This is a genomic window from Pseudotabrizicola sediminis (genome assembly GCF_004745575.1).
GTDB classification, from domain to species: domain Bacteria; phylum Pseudomonadota; class Alphaproteobacteria; order Rhodobacterales; family Rhodobacteraceae; genus Pseudotabrizicola; species Pseudotabrizicola sediminis.
Window position 1 is genome coordinate 128,960 of sequence record NZ_RPEM01000001.1, and the last position, 19,490, is coordinate 148,449.

Consider the following 19,490-nt stretch of genomic DNA (forward strand, 5'->3'; position numbering starts at 1 on the left):
TGTCCCTTCGGCAACGGTCCGTTTTTTGGGCTGGAATCTCTGCGATTCCCGTCCCATAGTACCCGGTAATGCGCCAGCGGCAGGCTTATAAGCCGAGGGACGGATAAAACGCGCAACATTAAGGGCACGAAGAGAATGGCCGGTGATAAACAGAACTTGCAGGACGCCTTCCTGAACCATGTCCGCAAGGCAAAAGTTCCAGTGACGATCTTCCTGATCAACGGGGTGAAGCTGCAAGGCGTGATCACCTGGTTTGACAATTTCTGCGTGCTCTTGCGCCGCGATGGTCAATCGCAGCTTGTCTACAAACATGCGATTTCCACCATCATGCCGGGCGCGCCGATCAACCTTTATGAAGGTGAAGACTGATTTCCGATTTACCGGACGATGATGAAGACGAAGATATCTGGCCTGACACGGGCACAGGTATCGACGCCTATGAAAGCGAAAGCCCCGCGATGCGGGCCTTTGTGCTGCACCCCGATATCAAATCCAGCCCGTCGCGCCGCCTGCCCGAACATGGGCTGGCCGAAGCGGTAAGCCTCGCCGCCGCCCTGCCCGCGATGGAGGTGGTGGGGGCCGAGGTGGTGCGATTGCAACGCCTGCACCCCGGCATGCTGTTCGGCTCGGGTAAGGTCGAGGAACTGGCGGCACGCTTCAAGGCGTTGGATGTCGGGCTGGTGCTGGTTGATGGGCCGGTGTCCCCCGTGCAGCAGCGCAATCTGGAAAAGGAATGGGGCGTCAAGCTTCTGGACCGGACCGGGTTGATTCTGGAAATTTTCGCCGACCGCGCCCGCACCCGAGAAGGTGTGTTGCAGGTCGAACTGGCTGCCCTGTCGTTTCAGCGCACCCGTCTGGTGCGGGCATGGACCCACCTTGAACGGCAACGTGGCGGCTTTGGCTTTGTCGGCGGCCCCGGTGAGACGCAGATCGAGGCCGACCGCCGCGCCATCGACGATCAGGTCATCCGGCTGAAACGCCAGCTGGCCAAGGTGGTAAAAACCCGCGAACTGCACCGCGCCGCGCGCAAGAAGGTGCCGTTCCCGATTGTCGCACTGGTGGGCTATACCAACGCCGGCAAATCGACGCTCTTCAACCGGATCACCGGGGCCGAGGTGCTGGCCAAGGACATGCTGTTCGCAACGCTGGACCCGACGATGCGCGCCATGGTGTTGCCGACGGCGACGGGTGGGGCGGGGCGCAAGATCATCCTGTCCGATACCGTGGGCTTCATCTCTGATCTGCCGACGCAGCTGGTCGCTGCCTTCCGCGCCACGCTGGAAGAGGTGCTGTCGGCCGATCTGATCTTGCATGTCCGCGACATTTCCCATCCGGAATCAGCCGAGCAATCGGCGGATGTGACCGATATCCTGGCCACCCTTGGCGTGAACAAGGCCACGCCGATGCTGGAGATCTGGAACAAGCTGGATCTGGTCGACGGCTCCGCGCGCGAGGCATTGGCCACCCAAGGTGCACAGCGCAACGATGTGCTGGCCGTCTCGGCGCTGACCGGGGAGGGAGTGGAGGCGCTGCTCGACCGGGTGTCGCAGGTCTTTGATGAGGCAAAAACCGAACGCATCCTTACATTGCCGTTCAGCGACGGCAAACGCCACGCCTGGCTTCACGCGCAGGGCGTGGTGGAGGACGAGGCGCAGAGTGATGACGGCTGGCAGCTTTCCCTGCGCTGGACCGCCCGGCAGGAAAAGCAGTACCGCGACCTGTAGCGGCACGGGCTTGCACAGCCCCCGGCGACACCAGCCACAGGCGGTGGCATTTCCCCTTGCATCCCTGTGACTAAGGTGAAACAGGGAACCGCCAAACGATCACTCCTTTGGAGGCTCCTATGGAGATTCGCGAGGCTTACACTTTCGACGACGTTCTGCTGGTTCCGGCGGCATCTTCGGTGCTGCCATCCGATGCCGATACGTCCACGTTCGTCACAAAATCCATCCGCATGAACATTCCGCTGCTGTCCAGCGCGATGGATACCGTTACCGAAGGTCGCATGGCGATTGCCATGGCGCAATCGGGCGGGATCGGGGTGATCCACCGCAATCTGGACCTTGAGGCGCAGGCGACCGAAGTGCGGCGCGTCAAGCGGTTCGAATCCGGTGTGGTCTACAAGCCGATCACGCTGCGGCCCGACCAGACGCTGGCGGATGCGAAAATCCTGATGGGGCGCTACAATATCACCGGCTTTCCGGTGGTGGACGAACGCGGCCGGGTGCTGGGCATCGTCACCAACCGCGACATGCGCTTTGCCAGCGATGACAAAACGCCGGTGTCGGTGATGATGAGTTCCGACAACCTCGCGCTGTTGCATGAACCGATCGACCGCGACCAGGCGATCAGCCTGATGAAGGCGCGGCGGATCGAAAAGCTGCTGGTTACCGATGGCACCGGCAAGCTGACCGGGCTTCTGACGTTGAAAGACACCGAGCAATCGGTGCTCAACCCCAATGCCTGCAAGGATGAGATGGGCCGCCTGCGGGTAGCCGCTGCCAGCACGGTTGGGGATGCTGGGTTTGAGCGCAGTCAGGCGCTGATTGATGCGGGCGTCGACATGGTGGTGATCGACACCGCGCATGGCCATTCCGAAGGCGTGGCCCGCGCGGTCGAGAGGATCAAGCGCTTGTCGAACACCGTGCAGGTTGTCGCGGGCAATGTGGCGACGGCAGAGGCCACCCGGGCGCTGATCGGCGCCGGTGCCGATGCGGTCAAGGTCGGCATCGGGCCGGGCAGCATCTGCACCACCCGCATCGTGGCCGGTGTGGGCGTGCCGCAGTTGACCGCGATCATGGATGCAGCCCGGGCGGCGGGCGATATTCCGATCATCGCCGATGGCGGCATCAAATATTCCGGTGATTTTGCCAAGGCCATCGCGGCGGGCGCGTCCTGCGCCATGGTCGGATCGGCCATTGCCGGCACCGACGAGTCGCCGGGTGAGGTGATCTTGTGGAACGGGCGGTCGTATAAATCCTATCGCGGCATGGGGTCTTTGGGGGCAATGGCGCGCGGGTCGGCCGACCGGTATTTCCAGAAGGACGCCGCCAGTGACAAGCTGGTGCCAGAAGGCATCGAAGGCCAGGTGCCCTACAAGGGATCAGCCGCGCAGGTCATTCACCAGATGGTCGGCGGCTTGCGGGCGGCGATGGGCTATACCGGCTGCGCCACCGTGGCCGAAATGCGCAGCAACTGCCAGTTTGTCCGCATCACCGGCGCGGGGCTGAAGGAAAGCCATGTGCATGACGTGCAGATCACCCGCGAAAGCCCGAACTACCGGGTTGGCTGAGCCTTTGCCTGATGGGACCGGATCATGACCCCTGCCGCGCGTTGTTCCGCCGCTATTGATGTGCTGGACCGTGTTCTGTCCGGCACCCCTGCCGAACAGGCGCTGACCAACTGGGGCCGGGCCAGCCGGTTTGCCGGGTCGGGCGACCGTAACGCGGTGCGCGATCTGGTCTATGACGCGCTGCGCTGCCGCCGGTCTTACGCAGCCCTTGGCGGCGCGGAAACCGGGCGCGGGCTGATGCTGGGGGCATTGCGGGCCGCAGGCACCGATCCGGCGACGCTGTTCACCGGGGAGGGCCATGCTCCGCCGCCTGTGGCTGAGGGCGAGGCGGGACGCGCGCCCGAAGCGGCCGAGGCGCTGGATCTGCCGGACTGGCTGCTGCCCCAGCTGACCGGATCACTGGGCGAGGATCTGGCCGCCGTCGCACATGCGTTGCGCCAGCGCGCGCCGGTGTTTTTGCGGGTGAACCTGCGGCGGGGGACGGTGGTGCAGGCCATGGCCGCGCTGCAGGCCGAGGGCATCACGGCGCAACCGCATACTCTTGCCGATACCGCGCTGATGGTGACGGACGGCGCGCGCAAGGTTCAGACCAGCCAGGCCTATCTGTCGGGTCTGGTCGAACTGCAGGACGCCGCCTCGCAGGCTGTGGTGGCTGCCCTGCCGTTGCGCGACGGCATGCGGGTGCTGGACCATTGCGCCGGGGGGGGCGGCAAGACGCTGGCCATGGCCGCGCGCGCGCAGCTGTCGCTGTTTGCCCATGATGCCGCCCCCGCGCGGATGCGCGATCTGCCCGCACGTGCGACGCGGGCCGGTGTCAGGGTAACGCTGACCGGGGCACCGGAAACGCTGGCCCCGTTCGATCTGATCCTTGCCGATGCGCCCTGTTCCGGCTCGGGCAGTTGGCGGCGCGATCCGCAGGGCAAATGGGCGCTGACACCAGAGCGTCTGGTGCAGATCCTTGCGGTGCAGGACGCGATTCTGGACCGGCTGGCCCCGCTGCTGGCCCCTGGTGGTGTGCTTGCCTTTGCCACCTGTTCACTGTTGCGGGTGGAGAATGAAGACCGGATCACTGCTTTTCTTTTGCGCAATCCGGCCTGGCAGCTGCACAGCGAGCACCGTTTCACGCCACTAACCGGCGGGGATGGCTTCTTTCTGGCGCAACTGGTGCAAACGCAGGCTTGATTGGCCCGGCGGCCCTGTGCATCCTCTCTACGCCGAAACGTCATTAAGAGCGTATTAACTGTTTATATGATGTTGTGACCGGCGAAACGGATGAAGAACAACATGGGGAAGTGGTGTGCTGGCGGGCATTCAGGGAGCCACCGAAATAGTCGCATTGTCGCGGGCCATGGCCATGCGCTCCCGCCTCCTGCTGGGCGGGGGGCTGGCGGCGCTGATTGCCGCCGGGTTTGCAACCGACCCTTCGGTCAGGGTGGCCGCTGCCGTGGTCGGGCTGACCCTGGCGGCTTTGGTGTGCCTGTTGTGGATTGTCATCGCTTTGGCCGACCGGGCGGAACGCGGGGCAGAACGGTCTGTGGCCTTGCTGTTCGGGCATGATGCAACGCCCTGTTTTACAACGGATACCCAAGGTCATATTGTCTATCGCAACGCGGCTGCCCAGGCGCGTTTTGGTCTGGCGGCGGCGTCCCTGAACGCCGCCTTGCAAGACCATTTCACCAGCCCGGCCTCGGTTCTGTATCGCCTGCAGGCGCGCGCGGTAAAGTCCGGTGCGGCGCGGGAAGATGTGATCACCCGGCGCGGGCACACCCGGCTCTGTGTCCATCGTATCGGCGAAGACCTTTTTGTGTGGCGGCTGGATGAATTTGTCGACCGGGCCGTGTCGGGTCGTGGGGCCGAAGGGCTCAGCCTGCCAATGCTGGTCGTCAACAAGGCCGGTGTTGTCCTGTTCACCAATGAGGCGATGCGTCGCTTGCTTGGGGGGCGGCCAAAGCGGCTCGACAAGGTGTTTTCCACCCCGATCCTGCGCAGCGGTGAAGAGCTGGAGGTTGCGGGGGCCGATGGTCCGGTGCGGGCGATCCTTGCCGAGGTTCCCGGCGCAGGCGAACGGCGTGAAATCTACCTTTTGCCGGTCAACACCGCCCCCGCCGAGACGCAGATGATGGAGGATCTGGAAGATATCCCGGTCGCCATTCTACGGTTCGATGCCGCCGGGCGGATGCTGGCCGCCAACCGGGCCGCCCGCGATGTGCTGGATCTTGATAAAGGTGCCCGCCCTATGTTTTATGATCTGTATCAGGGTCTTGGCCGGTCGGTCCTCGATTGGGTCGGCGATGTTGTCGCCGAACGCAACGGCGGCGGGTCCGAAGTGGTGCGCGCCCGCGTCGGCCAGCCGGACGCGTTCCATCAGGTGACCCTGCGCCGCTATGTTGACCAAGGCCGCCCCGGCGTGATCGCGGTTGTGCAGGATGCCACCGCCATGAAACGGCTGGAGGCGCAGTTTGTGCAAAGCCAGAAAATGCAGGCCATCGGCCAGCTGGCGGGGGGAATTGCGCATGATTTCAACAATCTGCTGACCGCGATCTCGGGGCATTGCGACCTTTTGCTGCTGCGCCATTCCAAAGAAGACACGGATTTCGCCGATCTTGTGCAGATTCACCAGAACGCCAACCGCGCCGCGTCGCTTGTCGGCCAGTTGCTGGCCTTTTCGCGCAAGCAGACGTTGAAGCCCGAGCGGATAGACCTGCGCGACGTGCTGTCAGACATGATCCATCTGCTGAACCGGCTGGTCGGCGAAAAGGTGCAGCTGCATCTGGCCCATGCCGCCGACATGGGGATGATCTGCGCCGACAAACGGCAGCTGGAACAGGTGGTGATGAATCTTGTGGTTAATGCGCGCGATGCGATGGTCGATGGCGGGACCATCCGCATTGAGACCGAGGTCTTGACGCTGCACAACGAACTGCGGCGCGACCGGGCGATCGTACCGGCGGGCGATTATGCCACCGTCCGGGTCGTTGACACCGGCGTCGGCATCCCGCCCGAACGGCTGGACAAGATTTTTGAGCCGTTTTTCACCACAAAGCGGTCGGGTGAGGGGACGGGACTTGGCCTGTCGACGGTTTACGGCATCGTCAAACAGTCGGGCGGCTTCATCTTTGTCGATTCCATCCCCGGGCAAGGGTCGGTCTTCCACCTGTATTTCCCGATCCATCAGGCCAGCGATCAAGATCTGATCGACGCCGCCCCCGAACCCGCCCGCAAGATTGTGCTGCGGCAGGGCGAAGGCGTGGTGCTTCTGGTCGAGGATGAGGCCCCGGTGCGCGCCTTTGCCAGCCGGGCCCTGCGCCTGCGCGGCTATACCGTGCTGGAGGCGGATTGCGCCGAAGAAGCCCTGCGCCTGCTGGAAGATCCGTCGCTGCAGATTGATGTCTTCGTGACCGATGTGGTGATGCCGGGCATGGATGGCCCAAGCTGGGTCAAGCTCGCGCTGGAGGCGCGGCCAGAGGCGCGGGTGGTGTTCATATCAGGGTATGCCGAAGACTGCCTGTCAGATGAACAGGGCAGGGTGCCCAATTCGGTGTTTCTGGCCAAACCCTTTTCGCTCAACGATCTGGCGATCACCGTGCAGGGTCAGCTGCACTGACCCCTCAGCCCAGGCTGTCATACAGCGCGAAATCATCTGCCGCCGCGACCTGCAGCCTGGCCAGCGTCTCGGCCGACAGCTCCATCGGGGCCTTGGGCGAGACGTTCAGCCGCGGCAAGAGGATCTGGAAATCCAGACGATCCTCCAAAAAGGCGATGAAAGTGTCGATGTTTTCATAGCGGAACACCCGGTCCGCGCCATGCCCCTCGATGCCCTTCAGGAACCGCGCCTGTGATCCGACCTTGGCAAAGGTCGGGCGCGGTTGGCTGCACCAGGCCTGGACAAAGGCGTCAAAGCTGATGCCTTGCGTGCTTTTGTCCGGGTCGGGAATATCGTCACGGCTGCGATAGCGATACCAGCTGCCCAGCCAGTCACGCGGTTCGCGCATCAACGCGACCACGGTAAACGGCCCGCCCGCCGCAGTTTCCAGATAGGGGCCGACAAAGCGGCGGAAGCGGGCGACATTGGTATGCTTCAACGCCGGTGGCCGCTGGATCGACACGGCGGCCAGCGATTCGAGCGCCGCCTCGATCGCGGTAGACCCGGTTTTCGGCGTCGCCAATATCGCCAGCCGCTGTTCCCAAAACACCAACATCGTCACCCGCCCCATCTTTGCGCCTCTGCCGGACGCGCTTGCCAGATCTTTGGCCCCGTTTTTCGCTCTGTGGGTAAACTATCGCTTAACCAAACTGTGAAAAAGATAGAATTGCGAGAATTTAGGTTGAAATGTTCCTGTTTTATTCCCATACAGACAGGAACACTTGGGGAACAAGCGCAAAGATTGCCGCCATGTCGCGGCTGTGAAATAAGGAGCGGACAATGGCGGTGGCGAACCTCCTCGATTTGAACGGGAAGCGCGAAATGGACAAGTCAAAGGCGCTGGAAAGCGCTCTGGCACAGATCGAACGGCAGTTCGGCAAAGGCTCGATCATGCGGCTGGGAATGAACAGCCCGGCGATGGATATCGAGGCGACATCAACCGGGTCACTGGGCCTTGATATCGCTTTGGGCATCGGCGGTCTGCCCAAGGGCCGGATCATCGAGATTTACGGGCCGGAAAGCTCGGGTAAAACCACGCTGACCCTGCATGTGGTGGCGGAAGAGCAGAAAAAGGGCGGCGTCTGCGCCTTTGTCGATGCCGAACACGCGCTTGACCCGCAATATGCCAAGAAACTGGGCGTCAATCTGGATGAGCTGCTGATCAGCCAGCCCGACACCGGCGAACAGGCACTGGAAATTGTCGACACGCTGGTGCGCTCTGGGGCGGTCAGCCTTGTGGTGGTCGATTCGGTTGCGGCGCTGACGCCGAAATCGGAAATCGAAGGCGATATGGGCGACATGCAGATGGGTGCACAGGCCCGTCTGATGTCTCAGGCCATGCGCAAGCTGACCGCCAGCATCGGCCGCAGCAATTGCATGGTGATCTTCATCAACCAGATCCGCATGAAGATCGGTGTGATGTTCGGCTCGCCCGAAACCACCACCGGCGGCAATGCGCTGAAATTCTACGCATCTGTGCGTCTGGATATCCGCCGCATCGGTTCCATCAAGGAAAAGGATGACGTGGTCGGCAACTCCACCCGCGTCAAGGTGGTCAAGAACAAGGTGGCACCGCCCTTCAAGCAGGTGGAATTCGACATCATGTATGGCGAAGGCATCTCGAAGACTGGCGAGCTGGTGGATCTTGGCGTCAAGGCCGGCGTGGTCGAAAAGTCCGGCTCGTGGTACTCTTACGGCGATGAGCGGATCGGCCAGGGGCGTGAGAATGCCAAGCTGTTCCTGAAATCGAACCCGACGACCGCGGCCGAGATCGAAGACAAGATCCGCGCCGCAAACGGGCTGGATTTCCACATGGCGGAAAGCGAAGCCACCGCCGATGATGACGTGATGGACACCTGACGCATTTGAACAGGGCAGAAGGCCGGGGTATGTCCCCGGCCTTTTGCTGCGCGGCGGCGGCTTTTTCCGCAGGCCAGCCGCAGCCCCCGGTGGACAGGCCCCGCGCACGGCGATAGATGGGAACGAAACCCGATGACTCCCTCAGCCGAAGGGCAATATGACCATGGCGTCGCTGAACGATATCCGCTCGACCTATCTCGATTTCTTTGCCCGCAACGGCCACAAGGTGGTGGACTCGTCCCCGCTGGTGCCGCGCAACGATCCGACGCTGATGTTCGCCAATTCCGGCATGGTGCAGTTCAAGAACCTGTTCACCGGGGTGGAAACGCGCGACTACACCCGCGCCACCACAGCGCAGAAATGCGTGCGCGCGGGCGGCAAGCACAATGATCTGGACAATGTCGGCTATACCGCGCGCCACCACACCTTTTTCGAGATGCTGGGCAATTTCAGCTTTGGCGATTACTTCAAGGATGAAGCCATTGCTTTTGCGTGGGAATTGCTGACGAAAGACTTTGGCCTGAACAAGAACAAGCTGCTGGTTACCGTCTACCACACCGATGACGAGGCAGCCCTGATCTGGAAAAAGGTGGCCGGGTTCAGCGATGACCGGATCATTCGCATCCCGACGGACGACAATTTCTGGCGCATGGGGCCGACCGGGCCGTGCGGGCCGTGCACCGAGATTTTCTATGACCATGGCGACCACATCTGGGGCGGCCCGCCGGGCAGCGCCGAGGAGGATGGCGACCGTTTCATCGAAATCTGGAACAACGTGTTCATGCAGAATGAGCAGTTTGCCGATGGCAGCATGCGCCCGCTGGAGATGCAGAGCATCGACACCGGCATGGGGCTGGAGCGGATTGGCGCCCTGTTGCAAGGCAAGCACGACAATTACGACACCGACCTGATGCGCAGCCTGATCGAGGCCAGTGCGCACGCCACCAGCTCGGACCCCGATGGCCCCGGCAAGACCCACCACCGGGTGATTGCCGACCATTTGCGCTCGACCTCTTTCCTGATCGCCGATGGCGTGATGCCGTCGAATGAGGGGCGCGGCTATGTGCTGCGCCGGATCATGCGCCGCGCCATGCGCCACGCGCATATGCTGGGCAGCCAGGACCCGGTGATGTTCAAGCTGGTGCCTGCCTTGGTGCGCCAGATGGGGGCGGCCTATCCGGAACTTGCCCGCGCGCAAAGCCTGATCGAGGAAACGCTGAAGCTGGAGGAAACCCGGTTCAAGACCACGCTCGACCGGGGGCTGAAACTTCTGGATGACGAAATGGTGCGTCTGCCCGAAGGCGGCGATCTGCCCGGCTCTACCGCGTTCAAGCTCTATGACACCTATGGCTTCCCGCTCGACCTGACGCAGGACGCGCTGCGCGAACGTGGCCGGGCGGTGGATGTGGCGGGCTTTGATTCCGCGATGGCCGAGCAAAAGGCCAAGGCCCGCGCGGCGTGGTCGGGAACAGGCGAAGCGGCGGATGGCAAGATCTGGTTCGAACTGGCCGACGCGCATGGGGCGACGGAATTTCTCGGCTATGACACGGAAACCGCCGAGGGCGTGATCAACGCTCTGGTGCGTGACGGGGCGGCGATTGACGCGGCGGCTATGGGCGAAACCGTGCAGATCGTGGTGAACCAAACCCCGTTCTATGCCGAATCCGGCGGGCAGGTCGGCGATACCGGTCTGATCCGCACCGCGACCGGCATGGCCGAGGTGACCGATACCCGCAAGATTGCAGGCGTGTTCCTGCACATCGCATCGGTGGTAGAGGGCACGATCACCAAAGGCCATCCCGCCAAGCTGGAGGTCGGCCACACCCGCCGCCGCCAGATCCGGGCCAACCATTCCGCGACCCACCTGCTGCACGAGGCGTTGCGCCGTGCGCTTGGCGATCATGTCGCGCAAAAGGGCAGTCTGAACGCGCCCGACCGTCTGCGCTTTGATTTCAGCCATTCGGTCGGGTTGACGGCACCCGAACTGGCGCAGGTGGAAGCCGAGGTGAACACGTTCGTCCGCCAGAACAGCCCGGTGGACACCCGCATCATGACGCCCGACGACGCCCGCGCCATCGGCGCGCAGGCGCTGTTTGGCGAGAAATATGGCGATGAAGTGCGCGTGGTGTCCATGGGCGTGCTCGATGGCAGCGCCAAGGGGGCGGATGGCAACACCTATAGCCTGGAGCTGTGCGGCGGCACCCATGTGGCGCGCACCGGCGACATCGGGGCTTTTGTCCTGTTGGGCGACTCCGCGTCGTCCGCCGGGGTGCGGCGGATCGAGGCGCTGACCGGGCAGGCCGCGCTGGACCATCTGCGCGCACAGGATGCACGGCTGGCCGATGTGGCGGCGGTGCTGAAGGCCCCGGCTGCGGAAGTGGTCGATCGGGTGAAGGCGCTGTTTGACGAACGCCGCGCCCTGCAGAACGAAGTGGCGCAGCTGCGCCGCGAGGTGGCGATGGGTGGCAAATCCGGCGGGCCAGAGGCGAAAGAGATCAATGGAATCAAGTTTTTGGCGCAGGTTCTGCAAGGGGTTTCCGGCAAGGATCTGCCCGCGTTGATTGATGAGATGAAGACCCGGCTCGGCTCGGGTGCTGTCTTGCTGATTGCCGATACCGGTGCCAAACCGGCGGTGGCTGCTGGCGTGACCGCCGATCTGACCGGCACGGTGAGCGCCGTGGCCTTGGTCAAGGCCGCGGCCGAAGCGATGGGCGGCAAGGGCGGCGGTGGCCGGCCAGACATGGCGCAGGCCGGGGGCGCAGATATCACACAGGCCGAGGCGGCGATTGCCGCCGCGACAGCCGTCATCAAAGGATAAGCCATGCCAACCGCCCTCTGGATTGCCCATGTCGAGGTCACCGACGCCGATGCCTATGCGCTGTATGCCAAGGGCGCAGGCCCGGCATTGGCCGCGCATGGCGGGGTGTTTCTGGCCCGCGCCGGCCGCTATGTTCAGCTGGAAGGCCGCGACCGCGCCCGCAACGTGGTGGCGCGCTTTCCCAGTCTGGAAGCCGCCGTTGCCTGCTACCACAGCCCTGAATATCAGGCGGCGCTGGCCCATGCCAAAGGGGCAAGCGTCCGCGATCTGGTCGTGGTTGAGGAAATCGGCTGATTTTTCAGCACAAACCTGCCCGCACAGGCGACGCCGGAAGGATGCTCCTTCCGGCGTCGTTTCGTTTCATGCTAGTGTCATGAAAAGAAACACCGCAAAAGAATGCCGGGGCAGAGTTATGTTCACCACCGCAGGGGCCCGCTGATGTGCCGTTGGGCCGCCTATACCGGGAAACCGATTTTTCTGGACGAAATCGTGAGCCGCCCCGGCCATTCGCTGATCCACCAGTCGCATTGCGCCACCCAATGCCACACCGCCATCAATGCCGATGGGTTCGGCGTGGCGTGGTATGGCGAACGCCCCGAACCGGGGCTGTACCGCGACGTGATGCCGGCCTGGTCGGACCCGAACCTGCGCAGCCTGACCGCGCAGGTGAAATCCGGCCTGTTCATGGCCCATGTCCGCGCCAGCACCGGCACTGCGACCAGCCGCAACAACTGCCACCCTTTCACCTGGGGGCGCTGGTCGTTCATGCACAACGGCCAGATCGGCGGCTATGACAATTTCCGCCGCGATGCCGACATGATGATCCCCGATGCGCTGTACCCCTGCCGCAAGGGGGCTACCGATTCCGAGGCGCTGTTTCTGATCGCCATCGCCGAAGGGCTGGAGGATGACCCCAAAGGCGCGATGGAACGGGCGGCGGCAAAGCTGATCACCCTGGCCCGCGCCAAGGGGGCCGCGCCTCATCTGCGCCTGACCGGGGCGCTGTCCGATGGCCAGCGGCTTTACGCCATGCGCTATGCCACCGATGACCATGCCCCCACGCTGTATCATCGCTGGTCCGATACGCGGGGCGGCACGGCGGTGGTGTCGGAGCCGCTGGAAACGGGTGAGGGTGGCTGGATCGAGGCGGCCCCGTTCAGTTTCTGTACCTTTGATGGCCGAAATGTCCGGGTGGAAGACTTCCATCCCTGCCGCCTTGCCGTTGCCGCCTGAACCGCGGTTGCGGCCAGACCCGCTTTGCCGCTAGGTTTGGGCCCGGGGGGCAGAATGCGCAAGACCACACGCACATGGCTGTTTCTGGCCGCCGCTCTGGCGGTGCTGGGCTGCTGTCTGGCAGGCTGGTTGACCTGGCGGCAAAGCCTCGCGCAATCGCTGGATGAAACCGCGCGGCGCGGCGACAATGTGCTGCAACTTGCCACCACCGCCCTGTCGGGCGAGCTGGACCGGTTTGAGCGTCTGCCGCCGCTGATCGCCGAACAGGGCATCGTGACCCGGATGGCGGCAGATCCGCGCAACCCGGATCTGGTGGCGCAGACCAACGACTATCTGCGCCGTATCCAGCGGCTGCTGGGGGCCACCGACATCTATCTGATGGATACGCAAGGCCTGACCATCGCCGCATCGAACCATGATACCGACACCTCGTTCATAGGCGGCAATTTTGCCTTTCGACCCTATTTTTATGACGCGCTGACCGGCGGGGCGGGGCAGTTTTATGCGCTTGGCACCACCAGCGGCAAGCGGGGCTATTACTTTGGCGCACCAGTGATGGTGGCGGGGCAGACCGCCGGGGTGCTGGCCATCAAGATCGACCTTGATGCGATCGAAAGCACATGGGCGGGCGGCGATTATGCCGTGCTGGTCACCGATCCCGAAGGGGTATCCTTTCTGTCTTCGCGCCCCGACTGGCGCTTTGCCGCGATGCATCCGCTGGGGGCCGGGGCGCAGGCCAAGATCGAAAGCACCCGGCGCTATGCCGGAACCCAGATTGGTCTGTTGCAGATCACCGATGAAGGGCAGCACCGCGGCAGCCCGGTGCTGCGGATTGCCGAAGGGCAGGGCGCCCGCGAATATCTGCAGCGCGACATGCCGATGGACCGGGCGGGCTGGGTGGTTCATGTCCTGATCGACACCGCCGCTGCGCGGGCTTCTGCGCTGACACTGGCCTTTGTGGCGATGCTGGCCTCTGGGGTACTTGCCATGGTCGGCGCGGTGGTGTGGCAGCGACGGGCCGCGATGGATGAGCGGTTGCAGGTGCAGGCCGAAGCACGCGCCGATCTGGAACGCCGCGTGGAAGAGCGCACGCATGAGCTGCGCCAGGCGCAGGCCGATCTGGTGCAAGCGGGCAAGATGGCGGCCCTTGGCCAGATGTCGGCGGCGCTAAGCCATGAATTCAACCAGCCGCTGGCCGCCGCCCGCACCTATGCCGACAACGCGGGCGTGCTGATGGACCGGGGGCGGATGGTCGAGGCGCGCGGCAACATCGACCGCATCCTGAGCCTCATCGACCGGCTGACCAGCATCAGCCGCCATCTGCGCAGCTTTGCCCGCGCGCCGGGCCAGAAGCTGCGTCCCGTGTCGCTGGCCGAGGTGGTGGAGGCAGCGGTGGAAATTGCAGCCCTGCGCATCCGCGCGGCGGAGGCCACGCTGCGCATCGACCTTGCCCCGGACCTGCCGCAGGTGATTGCGGGGCCGGTGCGGCTGCAACAGGTGCTGGTCAACATCCTGACCAATGCCGCCGACGCGGTAGAGGGGCTGGCAGACCGCCGCATCGACCTGAGTGCGACACGCTCGGGCGACGATGTGCTGATCCGCATTTCCGACACCGGCCCCGGCGTGCCCGAAAGTCTGGCCGCCCGGATTTTCGATCCGTTCTTTTCCACCAAGGGGGTGGGCAAGGGGCTTGGCCTTGGGCTTTCCATTTCCTACAACATCATCAAAGACTTCGGCGGCGATCTTTCCGTTGCGTCTGACCTCGGGGCCTGCTTTACCCTGCGCCTGAAGGCCGCGCCAACCGCCCGACAAGAGGCTGCTGAATGACCCCGCTGCGAATCCTTCTGGTCGATGATGAACCCGACATGCGCGCCTCGACCGCGCAGGCGCTGGATCTGGCGGGCTTTGCGGTGCAGGACTTTGCCACGCCAGAACGGATCATGGATCTGGTCAGCTTCGGCTTTCCCGGCGTGGTGCTGACCGATATCCGCATGCCCGGCATGGATGGCCTGACCCTGATGAACCGCATCCACGAGATTGACCGCGACATTCCGGTGATCCTGATCACCGGGCATGGCGATGTGCAACTGGCGGTACGGGCGATGCGTGAAGGGGCCTATGATTTCGTTGAAAAGCCGTTTCCTGCCAGCCAGTTGGCCGAGATTGTCGCGCGCGCGTCTGATTACCGGCGGCTGGTGCTGGAAAACCGTGTGCTCAAGGCAGCGGCGGGGCAGGTGGATGATATGGAACAGCGGCTGATCGGCCGGTCCAATGTGATGGTCGACCTGCGCCGCCGCATCCGCACCCTTGGCCCGACCGAGGCCGATGTGCTGATCGTGGGTGAAACGGGCGCGGGCAAAGAGGTGGTGGCGCGCGCGCTGCACGATATGTCGCCGCGGGCGCGCAAACCCTTTGTCGCCATTGATTGTGCTGCGATCCCTGCGGCGCTGATCGAATCCGAACTGTTCGGCCATGATGCCGGGGCGTTTCCGGGCGCGCTTCGGGCGCGCTATGGCAAGTTTGAACATGCGCGCGGCGGGACGATCCTGCTAGATGACATCGCGTCGATGCCCTTTGACATGCAGGGCAAGCTGGTGCGGGTGATCGAGGACCGCACCGTGACCCGGCTGGGGTCAAACGAGGCGCTGCCGCTGGACGTGCGCTTCATGGCCACATCGCGCGTGCCGCTGGAGGCAGAGGTCGAGGCCGGGCGGTTCCGGGGCGATCTTCTGTACCGGCTCAACGTCGTCACGCTGCAGGTGCCGCCGCTGTCGGCCCGGCGCGAGGATATTCCGCTGCTGTTCCTGCGCCTGTTGTCCGAGGCCGCCAGCCGCCACCGGTCAGACCCGGCCCCGGTGCCGCCGTCGCTGGTGGCGCAGCTGACCGCGCGTGACTGGCCGGGCAATGTGCGCGAGCTGCGCAACGCCGCCGACCGCTATGCCCTGGGGTTGGGCGAAGGCGCGCAAGCGGTGGAAGAGGCCCCGTCGCGGCTGGCCGAGCGCGTCGCCGAGTTTGAGCGGCGCGAGATCGAGGCGGCACTGGCGGCCCATCGCGGCAACCTCAAACCGGTTTATGAATCACTCGGCCTGTCGCGCAAGACCCTGTGGGAGAAGATGCAGAAACACGGGCTGGACAAGGCGCAGTTCGGCGCGGGCGGAGAGGCAGAGGCCGAATAAGCCACGAAATCCCCCCATCCTTTGCCTGTGATGTTACGAAATCCACCCATCACGCGCGGCAAACCGGCATTTGATTGCGCAAACAGCCAACAACACCGTTGAGTGAACGCCCGTTTCACGGCTTTCTGGGGTCAGCACGGCGGGCGCAGGAGGCGCTGGCCAGTGTAGAATTTTTGGGAGGACTGCATGTTCATCAAGACACTCGCCGCCGCTTGCGCGGCTGGCCTCGTTGCAACCACCGCCATGGCACAGGACAAATCGGACTGGCCGGGGGAAATCACCATCGGCACCGCGTCGCAGGGCGGCACCTATTTCGTCTATGGCAACGGCTTTGCCGGCTACATGTCGGAAGCGCTTGGCGTGAACTCGACCGGCGAAGTCACCGGCGGCCCGGTGCAGAACGTGACACTGGTGGAAACCGGCGATCACCTGATGGGTCTGGTCACCATGGGCCCGGCCTATGACGCCTGGATGGGCAAGTCCGAACTGGCCCCGGGGCTTGAGCACCGCTCGATCCGCGCGCTGTTCCCGATGTATCAAACCCCGTTCCAAGTCGTTGTGCTGCGCTCGTCGGGCATCACCTCGGTGTCGGATCTGGCGGGCAAGCGCGTGTCGGTTGGTCCCGCAGGCGGCACACCCGGAACTTATTGGCCGCAGTTCATGACCGCGGTCGGGGTCGAGGCGAACGTGTCCTATGCCGGTGCTGCCGATGCGGCGGGCCAGCTGCAGGATGGTCTGATCGACGCCTTTGCCTTTGCCGCTGGCGTGCCGATCTCGGCTTTCGCCGAACTGGCAGCCCAACAGGATGTGGTGATGTTCGGCCTGACCGAGGATGAGCAGGCCAAGGTTCTGGAAGCCTTCCCGGCCATGGCCGGGTTCAACATCCCCGCAGGCACCTATGCCGGTCATGATTATGACCAGCCCACCGTGGCCCTGTGGAATTTTGCCATCGCGCATTCCGATATGCCGGACTCTCTGGCCTATGAAATCACCAAGCTGGCGCTCGACAACAATGACCGCATGATGCAGATCCACGCCACTTCGGCCGAGACGCTGGTTGAAAACTGGGACAAGAACACGTTCATGCCGTTCCATCCAGGTGCCGTGCAGTATTACGAAGAAAAAGGGATCACGATCCCAGATACCCTGAAATAATCCAAGCATCGCTGCACTTTATGGGCGTCCGGCAAGGTTCGGGCGCCCATTTTGGTAAAAACAGTCATTCGGGGACACCAGACCATGATCGCTCCCAGCACGGACGCACCAGAAACGGGGCCGGAAAAGGCCATCGCCTCTGGCGTCGACAACGAGATTTTTTCGGCCAACCAGCGCAAGCCGCTTGGCTCGGTCGGCCTGTTCATCGCGGCGATTTGTGTCGCCTATACCGCGTTTCATATCGGGGTGATGAACCTCTATCCGCTGGAAACCTGGACCTACCGCTTGCTGCATGTCGGCGGCGGGCTGGTGATCGGGTTCCTGCTGTTCTCCTCGCTGACCTTTGACGAGATCGAGGCCGACCCGCGCACCGGCCGCGCGCTGATGCTGGCCCCGGCGGCGGTGCTGGTGGGCGTGGCCTTCGTGCAGGTTCTGCTGTTCTGGATCACCGGATCGGGTGTGGATCAGGCCGCGCAGTCCACGGCGATGCGCTGGACCTTTGGCGTGCCGCTTCTGGTCGGCACGGCCTGGGCGCTGGTCGTGGCATGGGTGTTCCCCGATCCGCGCCGGGGGCAGCTGGATCTGGCCGACATCATTCTGGCCTTTGCCGCCATTGCGGTGACCGCCTATATCATCTTCCACGCGCCGCTGCTGCGGTTGCGGGCGGGCACTGGCCTTGCGAAAGAGGCCGATATGTATGCGGCCCTCATCGGGGTGGTCCTGATCCTTGAACTGACCCGCCGCATGGCAGGACTCGCGCTGGTGATCATCGCCGGCATCTTCGTGCTTTACAGCTTCGTCGGCCCGTGGCTGCCGGGTATCCTGTATCACCGGGGCTATTCGCTGACCCGGTTCTTTACCTATGTCTTCACCGACCAAGGCATCCTTGGGCCGACGACGGCGATTTCCTCGACCTATATCATCCTGTTCGTGGCCTTCGCCGCCTTTCTGCAAGCGTCCCGCGTGGGGGAATATTTCGTCAACTTCGCCTTCGCCGCAGCGGGTGACCGGCGCGGGGGGCCTGCCAAGGTGGCCGTCTTCGGCTCGGGTCTGATGGGCATGATCAACGGAACGTCAGCGGGCAACGTGGTGGCAACGGGGTCGCTGACCATCCCCTTGATGAAAAAGGTAGGCTACAAGCCGCAGACGGCGGCGGCGGTCGAGGCTGCGGCCTCATCCGGCGGGCAGATCCTGCCGCCGATCATGGGGGCGGGCGCCTTCATCATGTCGGAAATCACCGGCATCGCCTATTCCGACATTGTGGTGGCCGCGATCATCCCGGCGCTTTTGTACTTCGTCAGTGTCTACTTCAACGTCGATCTGATGGCGCAGAAGTTCAACATGAAAGGCCTGCCGCGCGAAGAACTGCCGCAGTTTCGCAAACTGGCCAAGCAGGTGTTCCTGTTCATCCCGATCCTGATCCTGATCGGCGCGCTGTTCATGGGCTATTCGGTGATCCGCGCGGGCACTTTGGCGATGGCGGCGGCGGCGGTGGTGTCCTGGCTGACGCCGCACAAGATGGGGGTGCGCGAAATCCTGTTTGCGCTGGAAATCTCGACCAAGATGACGCTGCAACTGGTTGCGGTCTGTGCGGCGGCGGGCATCATCGTGGGCGTGATCGCGCTGACAGGCTTGGGCACGCGGTTTTCCAGCCTGCTCTTGGGGCTGGCCGAGAACAACCAGATGCTGGCGCTGTTCTTTGCGATGATCGTGTCGATCGTGCTGGGGATGGGCATGCCCACCACGGCGGCCTATGCGGTGGCGGCGTCGGTGATTGCGCCGGGCCTGATCAGCATGGGGATTGATACGCTGACCGCGCACTTCTTCATCTTCTACTATGCGGTGATGTCGGCCATTACCCCGCCGGTGGCGCTTGCGGCCTATGCCGGGGCGGCGATTGCGCGGTCGGACCCGATGAAGACATCCGTCGAGTCGTTCAAGATGGGGATGGCGGCCTTTGTCGTGCCGTTCATGTTCTTCTCTTCACCCGAACTCTTGATGCAGGGCGAATGGATCAACATCATCCACGTGGTCGCCGGGGCGTTGCTGGGGGTGTTCCTGCTGTCCTCGGCTGTGCAGGCCTGGTACTTCGGCCATCTGCATACGGTGCTGCGCATCGTTCTGGCGGCGGCGGCGATTGCTATGATCGACTCGGGCTTGCTGAGCGATGCCATTGGCATCACCACGGCGGTTGCGGTCTGGGCGATCCAGAAGCGGCTGGTCAAACCCGGCGCGGTGGCGCGCGGGGCCGACTAAGGGCCTGTAACGATCTGACACCACAGGGCCGCCCCCGGAACCGTGGGGCGGCCCTTT

Annotated in this window: 14 protein-coding genes; 13 read left to right on the forward strand and 1 reads right to left on the reverse strand. The window is 63.7% G+C overall.

The genetic code is table 11. The features are described 5' to 3' along the window. The first annotated feature begins 135 nt into the window (after positions 1 to 135). From hfq to EEB11_RS00635, 5 genes are all read left to right on the forward strand, one after another. Complete coding sequence (gene hfq / locus EEB11_RS00615) at positions 136 to 369, forward strand: RNA chaperone Hfq (RefSeq protein ID WP_023664101.1); 234 nt, start codon at positions 136 to 138, stop codon at positions 367 to 369. 89 nt (positions 370 to 458) lie between these two features. Further along, positions 459 to 1,724 carry a GTPase HflX gene (gene hflX, locus EEB11_RS00620; protein WP_135428424.1) on the forward strand — a complete coding sequence of 422 codons (1,266 nt, stop codon included), beginning with the start codon at positions 459 to 461 and terminating at the stop codon, positions 1,722 to 1,724. Positions 1,725 to 1,843: 119 nt separating this feature from the next. Next, entirely contained in the window at positions 1,844 to 3,292 is a 1,449-nt protein-coding gene (gene guaB, locus EEB11_RS00625; RefSeq protein ID WP_135428426.1) for an IMP dehydrogenase, read from the forward strand. A 24-nt stretch (positions 3,293 to 3,316) separates the two neighbouring features. Further along, positions 3,317 to 4,474, forward strand: a complete 1,158-nt coding sequence (locus EEB11_RS00630; protein WP_135428428.1) for an RsmB/NOP family class I SAM-dependent RNA methyltransferase — start codon at positions 3,317 to 3,319, stop codon at positions 4,472 to 4,474. 166 nt (positions 4,475 to 4,640) lie between these two features. After that, positions 4,641 to 6,896, forward strand: coding sequence for a hybrid sensor histidine kinase/response regulator (locus EEB11_RS00635; RefSeq protein WP_135428430.1), 2,256 nt, complete (start codon positions 4,641 to 4,643; stop codon positions 6,894 to 6,896). 4 nt (positions 6,897 to 6,900) lie between these two features. Here the strand turns inward: EEB11_RS00635 and EEB11_RS00640 are convergent, their stop codons facing one another. Beyond that, complete coding sequence (locus EEB11_RS00640; RefSeq protein ID WP_135428432.1) at positions 6,901 to 7,491, reverse strand: hypothetical protein; 591 nt, start codon at positions 7,489 to 7,491, stop codon at positions 6,901 to 6,903. Positions 7,492 to 7,715: 224 nt separating this feature from the next. Here EEB11_RS00640 and recA point away from each other — a divergent pair, with 224 nt between their 5' ends. The 8 genes from recA to EEB11_RS00680 all read left to right on the forward strand — a co-directional run bounded on the left by recA (position 7,716) and on the right by EEB11_RS00680 (position 19,433). Beyond that, positions 7,716 to 8,795, forward strand: coding sequence for a recombinase RecA (recA, locus tag EEB11_RS00645; protein WP_135428434.1), 1,080 nt, complete (start codon positions 7,716 to 7,718; stop codon positions 8,793 to 8,795). A gap of 163 nt (positions 8,796 to 8,958) precedes the next feature. Then, positions 8,959 to 11,613, forward strand: a complete 2,655-nt coding sequence (gene alaS / locus EEB11_RS00650) for an alanine--tRNA ligase (protein ID WP_135428436.1) — start codon at positions 8,959 to 8,961, stop codon at positions 11,611 to 11,613. Positions 11,614 to 11,616: 3 nt separating this feature from the next. Next, entirely contained in the window at positions 11,617 to 11,907 is a 291-nt protein-coding gene (locus EEB11_RS00655; protein WP_135428438.1) for a DUF1330 domain-containing protein, read from the forward strand. 144 nt (positions 11,908 to 12,051) lie between these two features. Continuing rightward, positions 12,052 to 12,846, forward strand: coding sequence for a class II glutamine amidotransferase (locus tag EEB11_RS00660; RefSeq protein WP_135428440.1), 795 nt, complete (start codon positions 12,052 to 12,054; stop codon positions 12,844 to 12,846). 54 nt (positions 12,847 to 12,900) lie between these two features. Then, positions 12,901 to 14,673 (forward strand): sensor histidine kinase, encoded by a 1,773-nt coding sequence (locus tag EEB11_RS00665; RefSeq protein ID WP_135428442.1) that lies wholly within the window; start codon positions 12,901 to 12,903, stop codon positions 14,671 to 14,673. Then, positions 14,670 to 16,022, forward strand: a complete 1,353-nt coding sequence (locus EEB11_RS00670) for a sigma-54-dependent transcriptional regulator (protein ID WP_135428444.1) — start codon at positions 14,670 to 14,672, stop codon at positions 16,020 to 16,022. The genes EEB11_RS00665 and EEB11_RS00670 overlap by 4 nt, the downstream gene beginning before the upstream one ends. Before the next feature lie 186 nt (positions 16,023 to 16,208). Next, positions 16,209 to 17,177, forward strand: coding sequence for a TAXI family TRAP transporter solute-binding subunit (locus EEB11_RS00675; protein WP_135428446.1), 969 nt, complete (start codon positions 16,209 to 16,211; stop codon positions 17,175 to 17,177). Between the two features lie 84 nt (positions 17,178 to 17,261). After that, complete coding sequence (locus EEB11_RS00680; RefSeq protein ID WP_135428448.1) at positions 17,262 to 19,433, forward strand: TRAP transporter permease; 2,172 nt, start codon at positions 17,262 to 17,264, stop codon at positions 19,431 to 19,433. The last annotated feature ends 57 nt before the right edge of the window (positions 19,434 to 19,490 follow it).

Excerpts from the sequence above, each read along its gene's own strand:
- EEB11_RS00665 (WP_135428442.1), top strand. The coding sequence starts at position 12,901 with ATGCGCAAGACCACACGCACATGGCTGTTTCTGGCCGCCGCTCTGGCG.
- EEB11_RS00670 (WP_135428444.1), top strand. The coding sequence starts at position 14,670 with ATGACCCCGCTGCGAATCCTTCTGGTCGATGATGAACCCGACATGCGC.
- EEB11_RS00675 (WP_135428446.1), top strand. The coding sequence starts at position 16,209 with ATGTTCATCAAGACACTCGCCGCCGCTTGCGCGGCTGGCCTCGTTGCA.
- hfq (WP_023664101.1), top strand. The coding sequence starts at position 136 with ATGGCCGGTGATAAACAGAACTTGCAGGACGCCTTCCTGAACCATGTC.
- EEB11_RS00635 (WP_135428430.1), top strand. The coding sequence starts at position 4,641 with ATGGCCATGCGCTCCCGCCTCCTGCTGGGCGGGGGGCTGGCGGCGCTG.
- EEB11_RS00630 (WP_135428428.1), top strand. The coding sequence starts at position 3,317 with ATGACCCCTGCCGCGCGTTGTTCCGCCGCTATTGATGTGCTGGACCGT.
- alaS (WP_135428436.1), top strand. The coding sequence starts at position 8,959 with ATGGCGTCGCTGAACGATATCCGCTCGACCTATCTCGATTTCTTTGCC.
- EEB11_RS00640 (WP_135428432.1), bottom strand. The coding sequence starts at position 7,491 with ATGTTGGTGTTTTGGGAACAGCGGCTGGCGATATTGGCGACGCCGAAA.
- EEB11_RS00680 (WP_135428448.1), top strand. The coding sequence starts at position 17,262 with ATGATCGCTCCCAGCACGGACGCACCAGAAACGGGGCCGGAAAAGGCC.
- guaB (WP_135428426.1), top strand. The coding sequence starts at position 1,844 with ATGGAGATTCGCGAGGCTTACACTTTCGACGACGTTCTGCTGGTTCCG.
- recA (WP_135428434.1), top strand. The coding sequence starts at position 7,716 with ATGGCGGTGGCGAACCTCCTCGATTTGAACGGGAAGCGCGAAATGGAC.
- hflX (WP_135428424.1), top strand. The coding sequence starts at position 459 with ATGCGGGCCTTTGTGCTGCACCCCGATATCAAATCCAGCCCGTCGCGC.
- EEB11_RS00655 (WP_135428438.1), top strand. The coding sequence starts at position 11,617 with ATGCCAACCGCCCTCTGGATTGCCCATGTCGAGGTCACCGACGCCGAT.
- EEB11_RS00660 (WP_135428440.1), top strand. The coding sequence starts at position 12,052 with ATGTGCCGTTGGGCCGCCTATACCGGGAAACCGATTTTTCTGGACGAA.